General features: G+C 69.2%; 17 protein-coding genes. 6 read left to right on the top strand and 11 right to left on the bottom strand.

Going from position 1 to position 16,070, the window contains the following annotated elements; genetic code table 11:
- Positions 1-29: 29 nt before the first annotated feature.
- From NKI68_RS16275 to NKI68_RS16290, 4 genes are all read right to left on the bottom strand, one after another.
- Positions 30-794 carry a ribonuclease H-like domain-containing protein gene (locus NKI68_RS16275; RefSeq protein WP_254544172.1) on the bottom strand — a complete coding sequence of 255 codons (765 nt, stop codon included), beginning with the start codon at positions 792-794 and terminating at the stop codon, positions 30-32.
- A gap of 73 nt (positions 795-867) precedes the next feature.
- The gene (locus NKI68_RS16280) at positions 868-1,539 is read right to left on the bottom strand and encodes a metal-dependent transcriptional regulator (protein WP_254544173.1); all 672 of its coding nucleotides are present in this window, start codon (positions 1,537-1,539) and stop codon (positions 868-870) included.
- A 54-nt stretch (positions 1,540-1,593) separates the two neighbouring features.
- A complete protein-coding gene (locus NKI68_RS16285; protein ID WP_254544174.1) occupies positions 1,594-2,610 on the bottom strand; it encodes a DUF368 domain-containing protein in 1,017 nt (338 codons plus the stop codon).
- 7 nt (positions 2,611-2,617) lie between these two features.
- Positions 2,618-5,602, bottom strand: coding sequence for an oligosaccharyl transferase, archaeosortase A system-associated (locus NKI68_RS16290; RefSeq protein WP_254544175.1), 2,985 nt, complete (start codon positions 5,600-5,602; stop codon positions 2,618-2,620).
- Positions 5,603-5,765: 163 nt separating this feature from the next.
- On the opposite strand from NKI68_RS16290, the gene NKI68_RS16295 reads away from it, so the two are divergent.
- Positions 5,766-6,752 carry a glycosyltransferase family 2 protein gene (locus NKI68_RS16295; protein ID WP_254544176.1) on the top strand — a complete coding sequence of 329 codons (987 nt, stop codon included), beginning with the start codon at positions 5,766-5,768 and terminating at the stop codon, positions 6,750-6,752.
- Positions 6,753-6,782: 30 nt separating this feature from the next.
- Here the strand turns inward: NKI68_RS16295 and NKI68_RS16300 are convergent, their stop codons facing one another.
- Together NKI68_RS16300 and NKI68_RS16305 are read right to left on the bottom strand one after the other, a co-directional pair.
- Complete coding sequence (locus NKI68_RS16300; protein ID WP_254544177.1) at positions 6,783-7,721, bottom strand: formate/nitrite transporter family protein; 939 nt, start codon at positions 7,719-7,721, stop codon at positions 6,783-6,785.
- A 133-nt stretch (positions 7,722-7,854) separates the two neighbouring features.
- On the bottom strand, positions 7,855-8,703 hold the full coding sequence (locus NKI68_RS16305) for a TrmB family transcriptional regulator (protein WP_254544178.1): 849 nt from the start codon (positions 8,701-8,703) through the stop codon (positions 7,855-7,857).
- Between the two features lie 107 nt (positions 8,704-8,810).
- Here NKI68_RS16305 and NKI68_RS16310 point away from each other — a divergent pair, with 107 nt between their 5' ends.
- The gene (locus NKI68_RS16310; protein WP_254544179.1) at positions 8,811-8,960 is read left to right on the top strand and encodes a DUF8595 family protein; all 150 of its coding nucleotides are present in this window, start codon (positions 8,811-8,813) and stop codon (positions 8,958-8,960) included.
- Between the two features lie 76 nt (positions 8,961-9,036).
- Positions 9,037-10,083 (top strand): S-layer glycoprotein N-glycosyltransferase AglJ, encoded by a 1,047-nt coding sequence (aglJ, locus tag NKI68_RS16315; RefSeq protein WP_254544180.1) that lies wholly within the window; start codon positions 9,037-9,039, stop codon positions 10,081-10,083.
- Here the strand turns inward: aglJ and NKI68_RS16320 are convergent.
- A complete protein-coding gene (locus tag NKI68_RS16320; RefSeq protein WP_254544181.1) occupies positions 10,060-10,389 on the bottom strand; it encodes a DUF5789 family protein in 330 nt (109 codons plus the stop codon). The two genes, aglJ and NKI68_RS16320, sit on opposite strands and share 24 nt — an antisense overlap.
- A gap of 86 nt (positions 10,390-10,475) precedes the next feature.
- On the opposite strand from NKI68_RS16320, the gene NKI68_RS16325 reads away from it, so the two are divergent.
- Positions 10,476-10,688: a ribbon-helix-helix domain-containing protein gene (locus NKI68_RS16325; protein ID WP_254544182.1), complete on the top strand. Its 213-nt coding sequence runs from the start codon at positions 10,476-10,478 to the stop codon at positions 10,686-10,688.
- On the opposite strand, the gene NKI68_RS16330 is transcribed toward NKI68_RS16325, so the two are convergent.
- Positions 10,677-11,084 carry a JAB/MPN domain protein-containing protein gene (locus tag NKI68_RS16330; RefSeq protein WP_254544183.1) on the bottom strand — a complete coding sequence of 136 codons (408 nt, stop codon included), beginning with the start codon at positions 11,082-11,084 and terminating at the stop codon, positions 10,677-10,679. The two genes, NKI68_RS16325 and NKI68_RS16330, sit on opposite strands and share 12 nt — an antisense overlap.
- Before the next feature lie 152 nt (positions 11,085-11,236).
- Here NKI68_RS16330 and NKI68_RS23610 point away from each other — a divergent pair, with 152 nt between their 5' ends.
- Positions 11,237-11,371, top strand: coding sequence for a DUF7503 family protein (locus NKI68_RS23610; protein WP_256562640.1), 135 nt, complete (start codon positions 11,237-11,239; stop codon positions 11,369-11,371).
- Here the strand turns inward: NKI68_RS23610 and NKI68_RS16335 are convergent, their stop codons facing one another.
- Positions 11,372-13,459: a hypothetical protein gene (locus tag NKI68_RS16335; RefSeq protein ID WP_254544184.1), complete on the bottom strand. Its 2,088-nt coding sequence runs from the start codon at positions 13,457-13,459 to the stop codon at positions 11,372-11,374.
- Between the two features lie 88 nt (positions 13,460-13,547).
- A complete protein-coding gene (locus NKI68_RS16340) occupies positions 13,548-14,225 on the bottom strand; it encodes a hypothetical protein (RefSeq protein ID WP_254544185.1) in 678 nt (225 codons plus the stop codon).
- A gap of 133 nt (positions 14,226-14,358) precedes the next feature.
- Here NKI68_RS16340 and NKI68_RS16345 point away from each other — a divergent pair, with 133 nt between their 5' ends.
- Complete coding sequence (locus NKI68_RS16345) at positions 14,359-15,042, top strand: VOC family protein (protein WP_254544186.1); 684 nt, start codon at positions 14,359-14,361, stop codon at positions 15,040-15,042.
- A gap of 21 nt (positions 15,043-15,063) precedes the next feature.
- Here the strand turns inward: NKI68_RS16345 and NKI68_RS16350 are convergent, their stop codons facing one another.
- A complete protein-coding gene (locus NKI68_RS16350; RefSeq protein ID WP_254544187.1) occupies positions 15,064-15,354 on the bottom strand; it encodes a DUF5779 family protein in 291 nt (96 codons plus the stop codon).
- Between the last annotated feature and the right edge of the window lie 716 nt (positions 15,355-16,070).

Genomic DNA, 16,070 nt, shown 5'->3' on the forward strand with positions numbered 1-16,070 from the left:
TTTCCGTCGATCGGGTCATCGATACCGAGCTACCGATCCGCCCTCCCGAACGCGCGCTCGTGGAGCGCCCCCGCGACGTGCTCCATGAGCGTCCGGAGGTTGATCGCGTCCTCGCGGTTGTACGAGACGAGCGTCTCGAGCGCGTCGTTCGCGCCGCGTTCGTACTCCCGCCAGAGGCGGACCGCGTCGCGCCCGGAGAGGTCCGGGCGGTCGCGCTCGACGCCGACCGCCCGCTCTACGGCCTTCAGCCCGCCCGTGAGGTCGAGCCGACGGCAGGGGTACATGAGGTCGACGTGCGGCGCGTCGAGCGTCAGGTCGAACGCCGTCTCGAGAAACGGGACGTCGAAGCGCTTGCCGTTGAACGTCACGAGCAGCGGCGCGTCGGCGAGCGCCTCCCGGACCGCCTCGCGGGTGAGCGGTCGGCCGACGATCGGGTCGGGGTCGGCGACGAGCGTGAGCGTCTCGTCGCCCCGGTGGACGCTCACTGTCGTCACGTCGTCGCGGGCGTGCGAGAGGCCGGTCGTCTCGATGTCGAAGAAGCACGCCTCCTCGCGGAAGTTCTCGTAGAGCCGCCACCGGTGCGCGCTCGGGAAGGCCGAGTCGAAGAAGCGCGAGTCGCCCGCGTCGAGGCGCTCGCGACCCGTCTCGATGAACGCCTCGATGCGGTCGGCCGTCGTCTCGCCGACCGCGTCGCGCTCGAAGTCGTCCCAGTGGGTGATCCCCCGCTCCCACAGCCCGCGCTCCGTCTTCTCGCCGACGCCGTCCACCGGAATGAAGCTGTTCTCGATCCGCACGCGACGAACGACGGTCAACGGTGACTAAACGTTACGGGATACGGTCACAGAACGGTGATGGAGACGAATGGTTTCACTCCTGCGGGACGGCGACCGGCGCGACGTGGATCTGGCGGGCGACCTCCGCGGGGAGGCTCTGGCGGCCGGCATCGCCCTCGACGGTGACCATCCCGAAGGGGGCGATCTCGACGACCTCGATCTCGGTGCCGGGTTCGACGCCCGATTCGGCGAGGTAGCGCAGTTCCTCGTCGGTTCGGTGGCGGACCCGCCGGACGACGACGCGGTCGCCGACGGCGCACTCGTCGAGGCGGTTGCCCGGGGCGTCCTCGGGCGGCGCGAGGTCCGCGCCGGGGATGGGGTCGCCGTGCGGATCGACCGTGGGGTCGCCGAGCGCCTCGGCGATGCGCGCCTCGAAGCGCTCGCTGATGTGGTGTTCGAGGCGGTCGGCCTCCTCGTGGACGTCCGTCCAGTCGTAGTCGAGCGCCTCCGCGAGGTAGGCCTCGATGAGGCGGTGGTGACGGAGCACCTCGATGGCGACGGTCTCGCCCTCCGGGGTGAGCGTCACGCCCTTGTACTTCTCGCGTTCGACGAGCCCGCGGTCGGCGAGTTTGTCGAGCATGCTCGTCACCGTCGGCGAGGTGACCCCCACGCGCTCAGCGATGGCGGAGGTGGAGACGCGCTCTCCGGTCTCCCGCTGGAGAACGTAGATGGTCTTCAGGTAGTCCTCCATCACGTCACTGAGCATGGGGTCTACTCGGCGGCCGCCCGCTAAAACGGTTCCCCTGTCGGGCGGCGCTCGCTACTCCCGCCCCCCGTCGACCGCCCGCGCCGGGGACTCGTCGGTCGCGGTGCCGGCCTCGCTCCGGCCCTCGTCCTCGCTCCCGTACTCAAGGTCGTCGGTGTAGTGGTCGATGCCGAGGACGAGCGCCACGCCGACGAGCGCGGCGGCGAGGAGCGCGGCGGCGGTGGCGGCGGTCAGCGCCCCGGTCTCGCTCGCGACGTTCGCCACCGGCAGGCGCAGCGCGCCCACCATCAGGCTCACGAGGAAGGTGAGCGTCGCCGCCCGGTAGTGCGCCAGGGCGTACTTGATGACGTGCGCGATGGTGAACAGGCCGACGACCGCGCCGACGCCGAAGACGGCGACGGTGCTCGCCGGTCCCGCGAGCGGGGCGACGTCGCCCGTCCGCGCGAACGCGACGATCCCCGCGACGAGCGCGCTCGGGACGCCGATGAGCGTCCCGTACTGCCCGAGGATGTAGAGGATGAACGACCCGGAGATGCCGGGGAGGATCATCGCCGTGATCGCGACCATCCCCGAGAAGAACAGCACGGGGGGCGTACTCGGGAGCGCGCCGTTGACCGAGGGGTCGGTCAGGAGGAACGCGAAGACGAACCCGGCGACCGCGACGAGGAGGCGTCGCGCCGTGTCGACCGAGACGTGCCTGTAGAGGACGATCGCCGAGGCGAGGATGAGACCGAAGAAGAAGGCGTTCATCTCGGCGGGGTACACCTCCAGGGCGGTCTCGAGCGCCTTCGAGAGCGTCACGACGGCGGTCACGATTCCCGCGCCCAGCACGAGCAGGAACGGGACGTCCATCTCGACGAGTCGATCACGCAGTCGGGCCCGGCCGTCGGCCGTCACGACGCCGGGCACCAGCGCGAGCGCGCGCGGGTCGAGGTTCGTGATGGCGGTGATGAGGCGCTCGTAGATGCCGGTGATGAGGGCGATCGTGCCCCCCGAGACGCCCGGTACGGTGTCGGCGGCCCCCATGAACGCGCCCTTCAGGTAGATCTCTGCCCAGTCGCGAAGTCCCATTCTCACGCTAGGCCGCTCCGGCCAGGGGGATGTGGGTTTCGGCCGGCGCGAGGGCGGACGTGACGGAGACCGTCGGCGCGGGGAGCGACGCGGCGGGCGTCGCGTTGGCCTCGCCCGTCGCGTTCGTCGCGTTCGCCCCCGTCACGTTCGTCCCGGAGGTGGCGTTCGCCCCGTCCGTCGTGCCCGCCGTCGCGTTCGCCCCGGTCGTGGCGTTGCCGGTCCCGGCCCCCTCGGGCGTCTCGACGCTCGACTTCTCGAGGGTCACCCGCACCGGGCCGTCGCGTTCGCCGATCACCTTCGCCTCGCTCACGTCGGCGGTGGCGTTCCACGTGGCGACCGAGGTGTTCCCCTTCCCCTCCTGCGTGAAGGCGACGAACTCGTAGGGGCCGGTCGCGCGGACGCTGACGTTGGTGCGTCCCTGCTCGGGACCCCACTGGTCGTAGCCGGTCGTGGAGTAGGGCAGGGTCATCTCGAAGTTCCCCTGCGCGTCGGTCTGCGCCTGCTGGGCGTAGGTGAACGTCTCCCCGTTCGGCATCTGCATCTGGACCCGCGCGGTCACCGTCGCGTTCGGCGGGCCGTCGCCGGTGACGTTCGCGCCCGGGACGCGCTCGAAGGTCTTCACCCACGGGGTCCCCCGGTGGGCGGACTCGCTTGCGTGGACCAGGCGGTAGTGTTCGAGCGCCGGGATGCGCTTCGTCGGCACCCCGTCGAGGCCGCCGATCTGGGCGGTCCCGTCCTCCCTCACGAACTGCTTCGCCTCGGCCATGCTGTCGAAGAAGCGCACGACGTTCGAGGCGTTGTCCGGCGTGCTCATGACGGTCCGGCCGTTGGAGAGGGTCCGCGGCTCCCAGTCGACGACGGGGACGCGTCCGTCCGGCAGGCGCGGGCTGGCGGCGCTCCCGTGGAACGTGAACAGCCGCACGCGCATGCTCTCGTAGTGACGCTCCTGGTGCAGCGTGACGACCGGCCGGCCGTTCGGGCCGTAGACGTAGGTGTAGAGGTCGGAGAGGCCGACGCCCTGCGTGTCGAAGACCGCGGGCGCGAAGTACTTGTTCGAACTGGTGTCCGCGAGCTTCCAGTCGATCATCACGTACCGCGTGTTCTGCTCGCCCTTCGTGGCGAGTTCGTTCGCGTACGTCTCGTTCGGCGCGAGCAGGAAGTCCGCGGCGTAGGTCGCGCCCTGCTGGAACGGGTTGGCGTTCGGGATGCGCTCGCCCTCGACGGTGATGTAGTGGCCGTAGTCCCACCACGACAGCACGCCGTAGGAGCCGGGGTACCGCTCCTCGTAGTCGAAGTTCTCGACGCGGTCGTACGTCCCATAGTACTTCATCGCCTCGCCGTCCGGGTTGTCGTACCGACCCTCCTCCGGGGTGTTGTTCGCCAGCCACTGGAGGCTCCCCTCCCACTGGGCGACCTCCCCGGGACCGGTGTAGGTCCCGGTCTGCGTGGCCTGGAACACGGGACCGGCGAGCACCGGCCCCGCCGTGAACGGGACGACCAGGATGAGCACGACGCTCGCGACGACCATCGCCTGCGCCGCGTCGACGTTCTTCGCCCGCGAGACGTCGTCCAGCCCGACGAACCGCACCACCTCGCCGACGAGGACGGCGGTGAGCGTGGCGACGGGGACCGCGAGGTAGTAGTCGAAGCGCACCTGCGTGAACGTCGCGAGCGTCATCAGCACGATCCAGACGATGACGAGCAGCCCCTCGCCGCGCGGGTCGTCGTCGAGGAGGTACCGGCCGACGACGACGGCCGCGCCGGTCGCGGCCGCGAAGTACGCGAGCCCGTAGGAACGGAAGAGGAACTCCGCCCACTGATCGCGCGGGACCGGTTGCGCCTCGCCGACGGTGCGGGCCTCGGCGCTCACGTCGAGGCCGAACACGCGCAGGAACTGCCCGACGAAGTAGTCGAACAGCTCCGGCGTCGCGACGGCCATCAGACCGACGACGACGGCGATCGCGCCGAGGATGATCCCGGGATAGAGCAGCGGGGAGGCGTCGCGCGCCTCGAGCCGGCGCGCGAGGACGATCATGACGGCGAGGCCCGCCGCGAGCGCCAGGAGGAGCGCCGGTTGCAGGAGCGAGAAGTCGGTCGCGGTGAACTCGAGGGTGGAGACGCGGATCGAGACGAGGAGCGCCGCCACGACGAGCGTGACGATGCCGGCGATGGCGACGTGCTCGGGGCTGCGGCCGCGGAGGAACGTCGCGAGGAGGTGGACGAGGAAGAACGCCCCGAGGATGGCGACGATGAGGATGCCCGGCGGCCACACCCAGACGTACGTCGCGACGGCGACCCCCGCGAGGGTGGCGTAGAGGAGCGTCCCCCGGAGGGCGTCGAAGTCGCGCTGGACGAACTGCTCGTAGATCGGCTTGTCGCGCTCGGCGACGGCGACGGCGACGACGACGCCGAGGACGGCGAGCGCCTGGAAGAGCGCCTCGGCGGCGTGGTGGTCGGAGAAGCCGACGAGCGAGCGCCAGAGGAACGCCCCCGGCGTGAGCGCGAGGACGATCACCGCGACGACGCCGCCGAGGCGACCGCCGAAGTGCTTCCCGAGGTAGTAGCCGGGGATCGCCGTGAGCGCCCCGATCACGGCGGGTGCGAACAGGAGCGTCACCGCCGTCGCCTCCGTCTGCGGGCCGGGGTAGAACACGCCGACGACGATCGCGGCCGTGGCGACCAGCTGGTCGTAGAACGTCCCGAACTGCCCCGAGGCCGTCCCGTAGGGGAAGTAGGTCCACGGGTCGAACGGCATCGTGAACGGCCAGTTCCGGACGGTGTACGTCGTCGTGCGGAAGTGGTACCAGGCGTCGTTACCGTTGAACAGCACCCGGTCGTTCACGAAGAAGCGCTCCCAGGACTGCACCCGTATCCAGAGCATGTACGCGAGGAGGAGGGCGAGCACGGGGAGGTGGTACAGGTCCTGCACGCGGTCGAGGGCGGCGTCCGCGTCGAACGAAAGCCGGTCCTCCCGCTCCGTGCGTTGACTCATTGAAGTGACGAAGATCCAACGTACGCATAAGCCTTCTGACCTCGTGTCGGCCGTGAAAGGAATCCGGAGCGGCACGTTCGCGGCGCGTTCCGTGACGAGCGTGTCGGGGGGGATTCCGTCGGGAAGGGAAAACGCATTGTATCGCCCGGAAGTGGGGACGGTCATGCGCGTCTCGGTCGTCGTCTGTACGCACACCACCGACCGCTACCCCGACCTCCGCGAGGCCGTAGAGAGCGTGCTCTCGGGCACCTACGAGGACCGGGAAGTCATCGTCGTCAGCGACGGCAGCGAGGCCGTCTACGAGCGCGCGCGAGCCGACTACGGGGAACGCGACGACGTCCGCGTCCACCTGCAGGAGCCGAACCAGGGGCTCCTGGCCGCGCGCAATGCCGGGGCCGCCGTCGCGGAGGGGGACGTGGTCGCGTTCGTCGACGACGACGCCATCGCCGACGAGCGCTGGCTGGCGGAACTCGTCGCGGCGTACGACGCGGACGGCGAGGGAGAGTCGGCAGGCGAGGGAGAGTCGGCGGGGGCCGGTCGCGGGAGGTCCACGCGCGAGCGCGTGCTCGCCGCGGGCGGGAAGATGGTCCCCGAGTGGGTCGCCGGGCGGCCGGCGTTCCTCCCCGCGGAGTTCTACTGGCTGGTCGGCGTCACCCACCGCGGGTTCGCGGACGGCCCCGGCGTGGTGCGGAACACGTTCGGCTCGAACATCTCGTTCCGCCGCGAGGTGTTCGACGAGCTGGGAGGGTTCGACACCGACATCGGCGGCCGGAAGGGCGATAAGCACCTCCAGGGCGGCGAGACCGAACTCTGCGCCCGTCTCCGGGCCGAGTACGGCGCGGGAGTCTACTACACGCCCGACGCGGTCGTCGCGCACAAGATCTTCGACTACCGGACCGACCCGAGGTGGCTCCTCAGGCGGGCGTTCTGGCAGGGGTACTCGAAGCGCGGGATGGAGGTGTTCGTCCCCGAGTCGACGGGCGAGGAGGGCGAGTTCCTCGGCGACCTGCTCACCCGGTTCGTCCCCTCGCGCGTGCGCGAACTCGTCGCCGAGCCCTCCGCGGAGAAGGCCGCCCAGCTGCTCGCGCTGTTCGCGCTGACGGGGGCCGTCGGATTCGGCTACCTCTACGGGTACGCGAAGTGGCACTGAACCGCACGAGTCGCCCCCCGGTCGCCCGCGTCAGTCGTCCTGTTGGGCCGAACTCGATCGATCCCCGCTCGCGATGCCGCCGAACAGCCACTCCCGGACGCCGAGCACGCGGCGGTCACCGCCACCGGCCGGGACGCGACGTTGGGTCTGCGCGTAGTTCACGAGCGCGACGAGGAAGACGCCCCCGACCGTGTTCCCGAGCAGGACGGGGAGCACGAAGTGCCAGAGGACGAGGAGGACGGAGGCACCGTCGTGGAAGACGTAGTAGAACGCGTCGCAGGCCGAGACGACGACGTGGTACAGATCTGCGACGGGGATGCTCAGGAAGATCGTGAAGACGAGGACGAGTCGGGTGATCGTGTCGCGCGAGGCGTGGAGGAGCCACACCAGTCCGGCGACGAGCCAGCCCGCGAACACGGCCTTGAAGAAGAGGTCCCACCAGGGCGTCTCGACCGCCTTGGACGCGAACTCGGCCGCGACGGTCGCCGTCTCCGGCGTCATCACGCCGGTGTGGGCGAGGACGAACGCGCCGAGCGCCGCGCCCGTGAAGTTCGCGACGAGGACGACGCCCCACACCCGGAGCAGCGACGGGACGCTGAGGATCCGCGTCAGCGTGAGCGCCACCGGCGGCAGCGTGTTCTCGGTGTAGAGCTGGTAGCGGCCCATGATGATGTAGATGAACCCGACCGGATACAGGAGGCTCGGCAGCAGGTTCGTTCGGTCGTCCGGGACCGCCGCGGTCAGGACGGCGTGGAGGAGGAACGTGAGCGTGATCGCGAACCCGGCGGCGAGACCGCTGAAGAACAGCTCTCTGGTGGTCGAACTCACCTCGTCGTCGGCGGACGCGACGACCCGCTGGAAGATCTCGTCCGTCGAGAACCGGTCGCGGACGGCCGCTCCGGCGGCCGGCGCGCCGCTCGCCGAGCGGTCGATGGCCTCTCTCACGTCGTCTCCGTCGCGTCCGCTCATGGTGCCGGAACGGCCCGACGGTCGTTCTGTGGATACACGTGGGTCGGGGGAGGGCCCCTACGAAGAAAAGCATCAGCAGAGTGATGGACGCGAGACGGTCGCGAACGCCGATAGGCCGCCGTCCGCCGTCCGCCTAGGTCGCGTCCCCGGGGCGTCCGGCGCTCTCGTGTTTCCAGATGAGGTCGAAGTAGCGGTTCAGGCCGGCGACGAACGCGCCGTTCTCGGTGATGACCGCCTCCCGGAGGTGGTTCGGGACGTCGTCCGCCTGCACGAGGAGGATCGCCGTCCCGTCGTCGTACTCCATGGTGGGATCGGCGAGCGTCCCGCGGAACGGGAGCGCTTCGAGGCTGAAGCGGATCCCGATCTCGGGGTACTCCCGCTCGATGTACTCGACGAGTTCGGCCTGTCGCTCGCGGTTCGGGGGGGAGAGGTTGTCGGGGTGGAGCATGAGGACCCGCACGTCGAGTCCGCGGTCGACGGCGTCGGCGACGGCGGGTTCCACCGTCTCGATGTACTCGAAGGCCTTCGTGAGCACGCGCACGCGCTCGCGGGCCTCGTGGTAGATGCGCTTCGTCTCCGTCTCGCTCGGTTCGCCGACGTCGACGACGTAGAACAGTTCCTCGGCGGCGGTAACCTCCTGGCCGGCGCGCTCGAACCGCGGGCCGAACTCCTCGAGGAACGACTCCCGCTCCGCCTCGACGTCCCGGACGAACTGCTCGTAGGCCTGGCGCTGGTTCTCTTCGGCCCGGTCGAGGATCTCCTCGGGCGACCGCGGGAGGTACTGCTTCGGGCGTCCCGGAATGACCTTCACGAACCCCCGGTCGGCGAGCGAATCGAGCACGCCGTAGACGCGCGCCTTGGGGATGCCGGCCGCCTCCGCGAGGTTCGGGGCCGTCGTCCGCCCGAGCGAGAGCAGCTCGGTCAGTGCGATCCGCTCGTACTCGGTGAGCCCGAGGCGCTCGAACACGTCCGTCTCGCTCATAGTCGCCACACTGTACGGGGGACCGTAAGCGCGCCGATCGGGGACACGCCGCCTCGTCCCAAAGTATTATATTAGATGCTGTCTAGTTACTCGGATAGCGAGTAACCATGGCTGACCAACCCCCCCGCGAAGACGATCGATGCCACCTGGACGACCTGGAAGACGGGTGCGGATGCGCAGAGGTGTGGGAACACCTCTCCGAACAGCGCGAGAAGGCAGAGACGACCCGCCAGGAGACGGCGAGCGTGACGCGATAACGTCGAACTCGGGCGGTCGCAGCGCGCCCCGACGTCGGCCGAGGGGTTTTTGCGGGTCCGTGGACGAGTTGTCCCAATGACCGACTCGCAGGTGTGCGTTCTCATCCCTACTTATCAAGAGGTCGAAACCATCGGCACGGTGATCGACGGGTATCGGGAGCAGGGGTTCGACGACGTGCTCGTCGTCGACGGCCGCTCGACCGACGGGACGCAGGACGTCGCCCGTGAGCACGGCGCGCGCGTCATCGAGCAATCGGGGATCGGAAAGGGACAGGCCGTCCGCGAGGCGTTCGACTACATCACCGCGCCGTACGTGCTGATGGTCGACGGCGACGCGACGTACGACCCGGCGGACGCCCCCGCGATGCTCGAACCGTTGATCGACGGGCGCGCACAGCACGTCATCGGCGACCGCTTCGCGGACATGCGTCCCGGCGCGATGACCCGCTTCAACAGGCTGGGGAATCGGTTCATCAACACGGCGTTCGAGGTCATCCACGGCCGCGACTTCGGGGACATCCTCAGCGGCTACCGGGCGTTCACGCTCGACTCGGTACGACGGTTCGAACTCACCGCCGACGGCTTCACCATCGAGACGGAACTCGCCGTCGAGTGCGTGAAGCACCGCGTCAACACGGCGGTCGTCCCGGTGAGCTACCACCCCCGGCCGGACGAGTCGGACACGAACCTCAGTCCGGTCCGCGACGGCGGGCGCATCATCGTCGCGCTCTACGCGCTGGCGAAGACGAACAACCCCCTCTTCTACTTCGGAAGCGTCGGTCTCTTGCTCGTGATCGTCGGGGGCGTCCTGGCTGGGTACGTCGGCATCGAGTGGTTCACGCGGAACATCTCGCACGAGGCGATCGCGGTCGTCTCCGGGGTCGCCATCCTCCTCGGGGCGCAACTGCTCGCCTTCGGCGTCCTCTCGGACATGGTAGTGGTGGTCAATCGCGAGCAGACGCGCCGCCTGGAGGAGTTGAACGACCGACTCGCGGCGCACTTCGACGAACCGCGACCGGGCGATGGCCGCCGTGACGACCTCGCGGACGCGGAGCGGGAGGACGCGGAACGGGAGGACCCCGGGGACTACGAGCGGCCGCTAGAACGGGACGAGCGAGCGTAGCCGTCCCAGGAGTCCCGACCCGCCACGCTGGCGGCGTTCCTCGAAGACCGGGTGCAGCGCGTTCAGCAGGTCGCCCTCCCGCTCGAAGTGCGTCACCGAGGTCTCGTCGAGCGCCTCGCCGACCGTCATAGTTCCGCCCGACACGTCGTACGGGATGGCCTCGTCGCCGACGGCGGCCCGGACGTCCGCGGCGTCGGCGGGGAACCGCAGGTCCGCCCGCTCGAGTCGCTCGTCGAGCGCGGCGATGCCGAACGCGAGCGTGTCGGGTTCGTCGATGTTGTCGTCGGTCGGGGGTCGAACGCCCATGCGAGGGCACTTGGAGCGACCCCCTCGAAAAACCTGCGCTATCGCGCGTCACAACCCATATGCGCGTCCCGTCCGATGTGACGCCCATGACGGAGTACACCACCGTGTCGATCCCGAAGCCGCTGGCCGAGCGCGTCGAGGAGACCCTCGAGGGGACGAGCTTTTCGAGCACCAGCGACCTGGTCCGGTTCCTCCTGCGGAGCATCGTCATCCAGCACCAGCGGACGGGCGGCCTGAGCGAGGCCGAGTTCGAGGAGATCGCCACGCAACTGCGCGACCTGGGGTACCTACGCGACTGACTCCGTCGGGGGCGTCGCGTCGAGGACGGTACACTCCTGCCGGCGGCCGCCCCGGCTGAACGGTACGACCCGATCCCACGGCGGGACGGCGACGAACACCACCTCGTGCAGGTCGTCCGACTTCTTCAACCCGAGGTGGCCGTCCGGATGCGAGACGAACCGTCCCTGCGTCCGGGGGGTCCCGAGGTCGACGCCGAAGACCGCGCGCACCGACGGGGCCGTCTCCGGCAGGTAGAAGTGCGTAAACACGGGGGTCTCCGGGTCGAGGTCGAGGGGGACCCCGCCGTCGAGCGACCCTGCGGAGGTGACGAGCAGCCCGATCGTCACCGACTCGGGATCACGCTCGCGGGCGAACTCGAGGAGCCCGTCGACCAGTCCGCGAGTGACGTAGATCACACGCCACGATACGATTCCGAACAACTTAAGTTAGTTGACGATTTCCGTTCCGTGAGACAATTTAGGAGCACATTATTTCTAAATTGAACGTGTTAACATCCAGTCTTTTATGACAAAAAATTTAAGATTATGCGCGCCAGTTGGTATTCTGTATGTCCGACAACAGCATCGCGGAATACGTCGCGGAGCACCCGAAGATGGCCGGCGTCCTGTTCACGATCCTGCTGCTGCTCTCGCAGGCGGGATCGGTCATGGCCGGGTTCGGTCGAGCCCACCCCGGTCCGTAATCAGTCGTCAGAAAAGATCGCCGAGGTCCAGCGTAACTGGCCGTCGAAACGTACGTACGTTTCGTCGAGTGAAAGGAACGTCCTGAACTCTTCTTCAGTGAGCGAGAACGTCCGTAGTTCACCCGGGATCAGCGAGTGGGTCTCGTAGCCCCTGATCGTGGGGATGAACGTCGTCCCCATCCCCGCGCCGCCGGTCGGATAGGTCCGGATCGTCACCTCGTAGCGATCGCCCGCCGTCTCGACGGAGCAGAAGACCGGCACGAGGCTCTCGGTGTGCGCGATGTCGACGTTCCCGTCCCCGACGACGAGGTACTGGCCGCCGACGACGCTCTCCTCGCGGGCGACGTCGAGCGCGGCCCGGAGCGTGAACCCGCTGTTGAGCAGGCGCGCCATCGTCCGTCCGACCGTGGTCGCGCCCGTGTTGATGACCGGATCGAGCGTGACGACGCCGCCGATGGCCCCCGCGTCGATGAGCGCCATCCCCTGCTCGTAGGACGAACAGGCGTTGAGGAAGAACGCGTTCATGCCGACGGTATCGAGCGTCCGGGCGTCGAGTAACCCGTCGGAGCACAGGAACCCCCCGTCCTCGATGTGGCCGATGTAGTGGAAGTAGTCGATCTCCGACTCGAGGACCAGGCCGAGTCGGTCGGTCGTCAGGTCGCGGTGGACCGTCACGTCGAAGGGGAGGTTCGACCGCGACCCGTAGACGCCGCTCGCCTCGTCCTGCTCGTCGAGCATCGAGTCGTCGTTGCAGACGACGACGATCCTGAGGTCGCCGGTCTTCGGTCGCTGTTCGAGGCGATTCCTGAAGGCGGTCGTCGACGCCTTGGTCGCCCCCACCGGCGCGTCGGTGCCGACCCAGACCTCCTCCAGCGCCCCCGTCCGTTCGGGCCTGACCAGCCGCGGCCCCGCGAGGTCCCCGGTCGTGCGCACTGACTCGCCCCGGACCGGCTCGCCGCGCATGAACTGCTCGATGGATTCGGCCGACGCGGCGGTCGCGACGGGCGTGTGACCGCTCGGCGTGCGGATCACCGCGAGGTCGGCGACGAGAAACGGGAGCGCCTCGACGCTCGACGGGAACGGCTCGACGTGCGCCGTCTGTTTCCACGGCGGGACGTGCGGTTCGAGCGCCTCGAACGGTACCGACAGGTACGCCTCCAGCCGCTCCGCGGGCGGCTGCTCGTACAGCGCGGCGAAGTCGAGGTCGTAGCGACCGTCGAGGTGGCGTTCGACCCTGTGGCGCTCCGCGAGATCCACGGGGTAGATCCCCTCGGTTCGGGCGAGACAGTCGAGGAAGAAGACGTGCTTGAGGACGCGCTCCACCTCGCGCTCGTACCCGTCGGGTCCGTCGAGCGGATAGGTGAACCCCTCGTCGGTGACCAGCCGCGGTTCATCGCCGGCGACGAGCCGCGCGCCGAGGTAGTACGCGAGCGGTGCGGCGACGACCGCCGCCGAGAGCGTCGGCGGGAGTTCGAGCGTCACGCCCGTCTCGGGTCGCGAGAGGCCCTCCAGGATCGACAGTTCGTCGCCGAGTTCGATCGCCGGCGGGTGCCCCCGGAGCGTCGGAAACGAGCGCTCACACGTGGTCGTCTTCAGCGACGACGACAGGTACGACACCGCGGTCAGCACGTCCTCGGGATCGTCGGTGGTGGTGATGGTCGCGGCGGGGCGCTCGTGGTACGAGCGCGCCCCGACGACCACCTCGCCCTCGCGCTCGAGTTCAATCGAGGTCGAGCCGCTGTCGAGGCGCACCGTACACGGTCCCTCGACGCGGAAGTGGAGCTTGATGGGCGCGCTCAGTTCGACGTGGTAGACGCCGTCGGGGAGCGTTCGTTCCTCGAAGTGCGTCACCTCGTGGACGAGCGCCCCCTCCGGGTCGCGGACGTAGGTCGCCACGGCTTGCGGGAGCGAGACGGCGCTCGTCGTGACGGCGGCCGCCGCGTCGACGGGGAGGGCGATACGGTCGGTGGGGACCGACCGCGGCTCGACGGGCACGGGCGTCGCGAGGTCGCACCGACGGCGCTCGATGCTGTCGGTGATCCGGACGCCGTCGCCGTCGGGCACCGGGTCGATGGCGACGAACGTCACGGCGGCTCACCCCTCACGACCGACGAGACACGCATAGCTATCGGTGCTAACGTCGGTGGAGAATAAAAGCCCTTGCGAGGACGGGGATCTACCCCAGGACGAACTCGCGGACCGTCCTGGCGTAGAGTGCGGGCGCGCGCCGCCTGCTGTTCCTGACCGCGTCTCGGACGGCGCGCGTCGCGTCCTCGTGGATCCCCTCGCCGTGGCCGACCAGCACGCGATCGACCGCGACGTCCGCCAGCTCCGTCGGCGGAAGCGCGCGCAACATCGGGTGGACGCCGAGACGCTCGTCAGACGTGCAGTAGTACGGAGCGGTCCCGAGCGCCTCGGGCACGACGAGCGTTCCGCGGGCCTCGTCGTAGAGGTACGCCTCCCGCCAGACGGGCCAGTCGACGAGTTTGTGAACCCGGTATCCCGTTCCGTCGAGCGTGTTCTCCACGTCGTCGATCGGCACGTCGAGTTCCGAATCGACGTTCGACATCCAGGAGGGACGGTGGACGGCGACGCCGTGACGCCGGGCGATCGTCGCCGCGTCGCGCCTGTGCCGGTCGAGCAGGAGCACCACGCCCCGGACGGTCCCGAGGTCGGAGAGCAGGTCGTCGAGCCCCCGCGCGTCGACCGGGTCGATCACCCACACGCCGTCGTCGTCGGCGAGCGCGTGGCTCGCGCGCTGCATCCGTTCGTCGGGGTAGGCCAGCCACCCGACGCCGCCCTCGAACCGGTCGATCTCGCGGAGGGACGTCGAACCGGATCCTTTCATCGGCATACGACCTCGTTGGTCCGCGGGCGGCATATAGTGTCGGTCGTGCGTCATCGGGAGGGCACGGCGGGCGATCGGCGATGGACCGCACGATGGACCGCACGACTGTTTATCACGCCCGCGACCCAACCTCCGGGGTATGCTCTCGTCCCTTCGCTGGCTCGCCCTCGAGGTGAAGTACCTCGGTCCCGCGGGCGAGTTCTACGAGCGCCACCTCGACCTCCCGCTCGCCGAGCAGCGCGAGGCGGAACTCGTCTTCGACGCGGGCGGGACCGACCTCGTGCTCCGCCGGCCGTCGGGCGTCCCCCGCGGCGGTCTGCACGTCCACTACGCGTTCGCCACGCCGCCGGACCGCTACGACGGGTGGTGGGAACACCTCTCGAAGCGGTTCGACCTCACCGAACACCGCTTCGGGAGCGCCCGCTCGCTGTACTTCTACGACATCGAGGGCAACTGCGTCGAGATCGGTCAGCGCGGCGAGGGCGACCGCGACATCACGGGGATCTTCGAGGTCGTCCTCGAGGTGGAGGACCTCGGTCGGGCGGAGGCGTTCTACGAGACCCTCGGCATGGACGTGACGAGCAGGGGCGAGGAGCGCCGGCGGGTCCGCCTCACGACCGGCGCGTTCGACCTCGAACTCTGGGAGCCGCACCTCGGTCTCGCCGACGCGCGCGGCGGCGTCCACGTCGACTTCGGCGTCGAAGCCGAGGACCCCACGGCCGCCGCGGAGCGCGTCCGCGGGCGGGCCTGCGACGTCGAACCGCTGGCCGAGGGCGTCCGCATCCGCGATCCGGACGGCCACTACCTGACGCTCGTCGCGTGACTCGCTGGACCACCGGCCTGATCACCCAACTCGGTCGGTGTCGACGTCCACGCCCTCGGGCGTGACGACGAGGAAGCGCCGGAAGTGGACGAGCGTGCCGCCCGCGTCGCGCACGTCGCGGGCGAACCCCGACGCGAGTTCGTTCAGGTCGCCCTCCACGGCCAGGACGAGCACCGCACCGCCCTGGACGAGGCGGGTCCACTCGACGGGCGGCGTCGTCCCGTCGAGCACGCCGAGGACGACGCGACCCTCGGGATCCGCCTCGTCGATCTCCCGCTCGACCGCCCGCAGGTCGAGTTCGAAGTCGCTCATGTCAGGCCCTCCGCGGGCCGGCGATAAAACATCCACCGTTCGAGGACCGCCACCTTTTGCTGCGGTCGTGTGGCGGCGACCGCGAAGCGTGTCGCCGCCGACTCCCTGGCAAACGCTGCATTGTGAGACGCGAAGCGTCTCACAGGCTTCCAGAACCGCGGGCGGTTCTGAAAGGATCAAAACCCTCCTCCCCCTCGTCGCGCCTCCGGCGCTCCTCGGGGGTTCGTCACCGGAACGCGGCGCGTTCCGGTTGGCTCACGAGAGTGGAACGCTCGTGAACGTCGGTCCGCTCGTTCGGGCCGTACGTTTATATCGGAGAACGGGACCAGCGTCCGTGTGACGTAACTTCCGTCGCGGGGCGCTCGCGGGTGTGCGACGCCACGCCCCGCGAGCAGCCCGCGGCGTCGCCTGCACGCCCACGTTTTACTGTCGTCCTCAGAACCGCGAAGCGGTTCTGATGGGCTGTCCCAAGAACGACGAAGTCGTTCTTGTGGGCATGGAAGACGCGTTGCGTCTTCCACACTGCACGAGAGCTTCGCTCTCGTGAACGCCGAAAGGCGCGAAGCGCCTTCCGAGATCTCGAAGTGCCTCCGGTCTTCCGACGACTCGTCGGAGTAACGAAGCTGCTCCGAGATGATGAGAGACGCCTCTGGCGTCTCTCGGACCACGCTCCCTCGCGCTCGCTTCGCTCGCGCTCAGTCGCTGGTAAAACCCCG

It is taken from the genome of Halomarina pelagica (assembly GCF_024228315.1).
GTDB lineage: Archaea > Halobacteriota > Halobacteria > Halobacteriales > Haloarculaceae > Halomarina > Halomarina pelagica.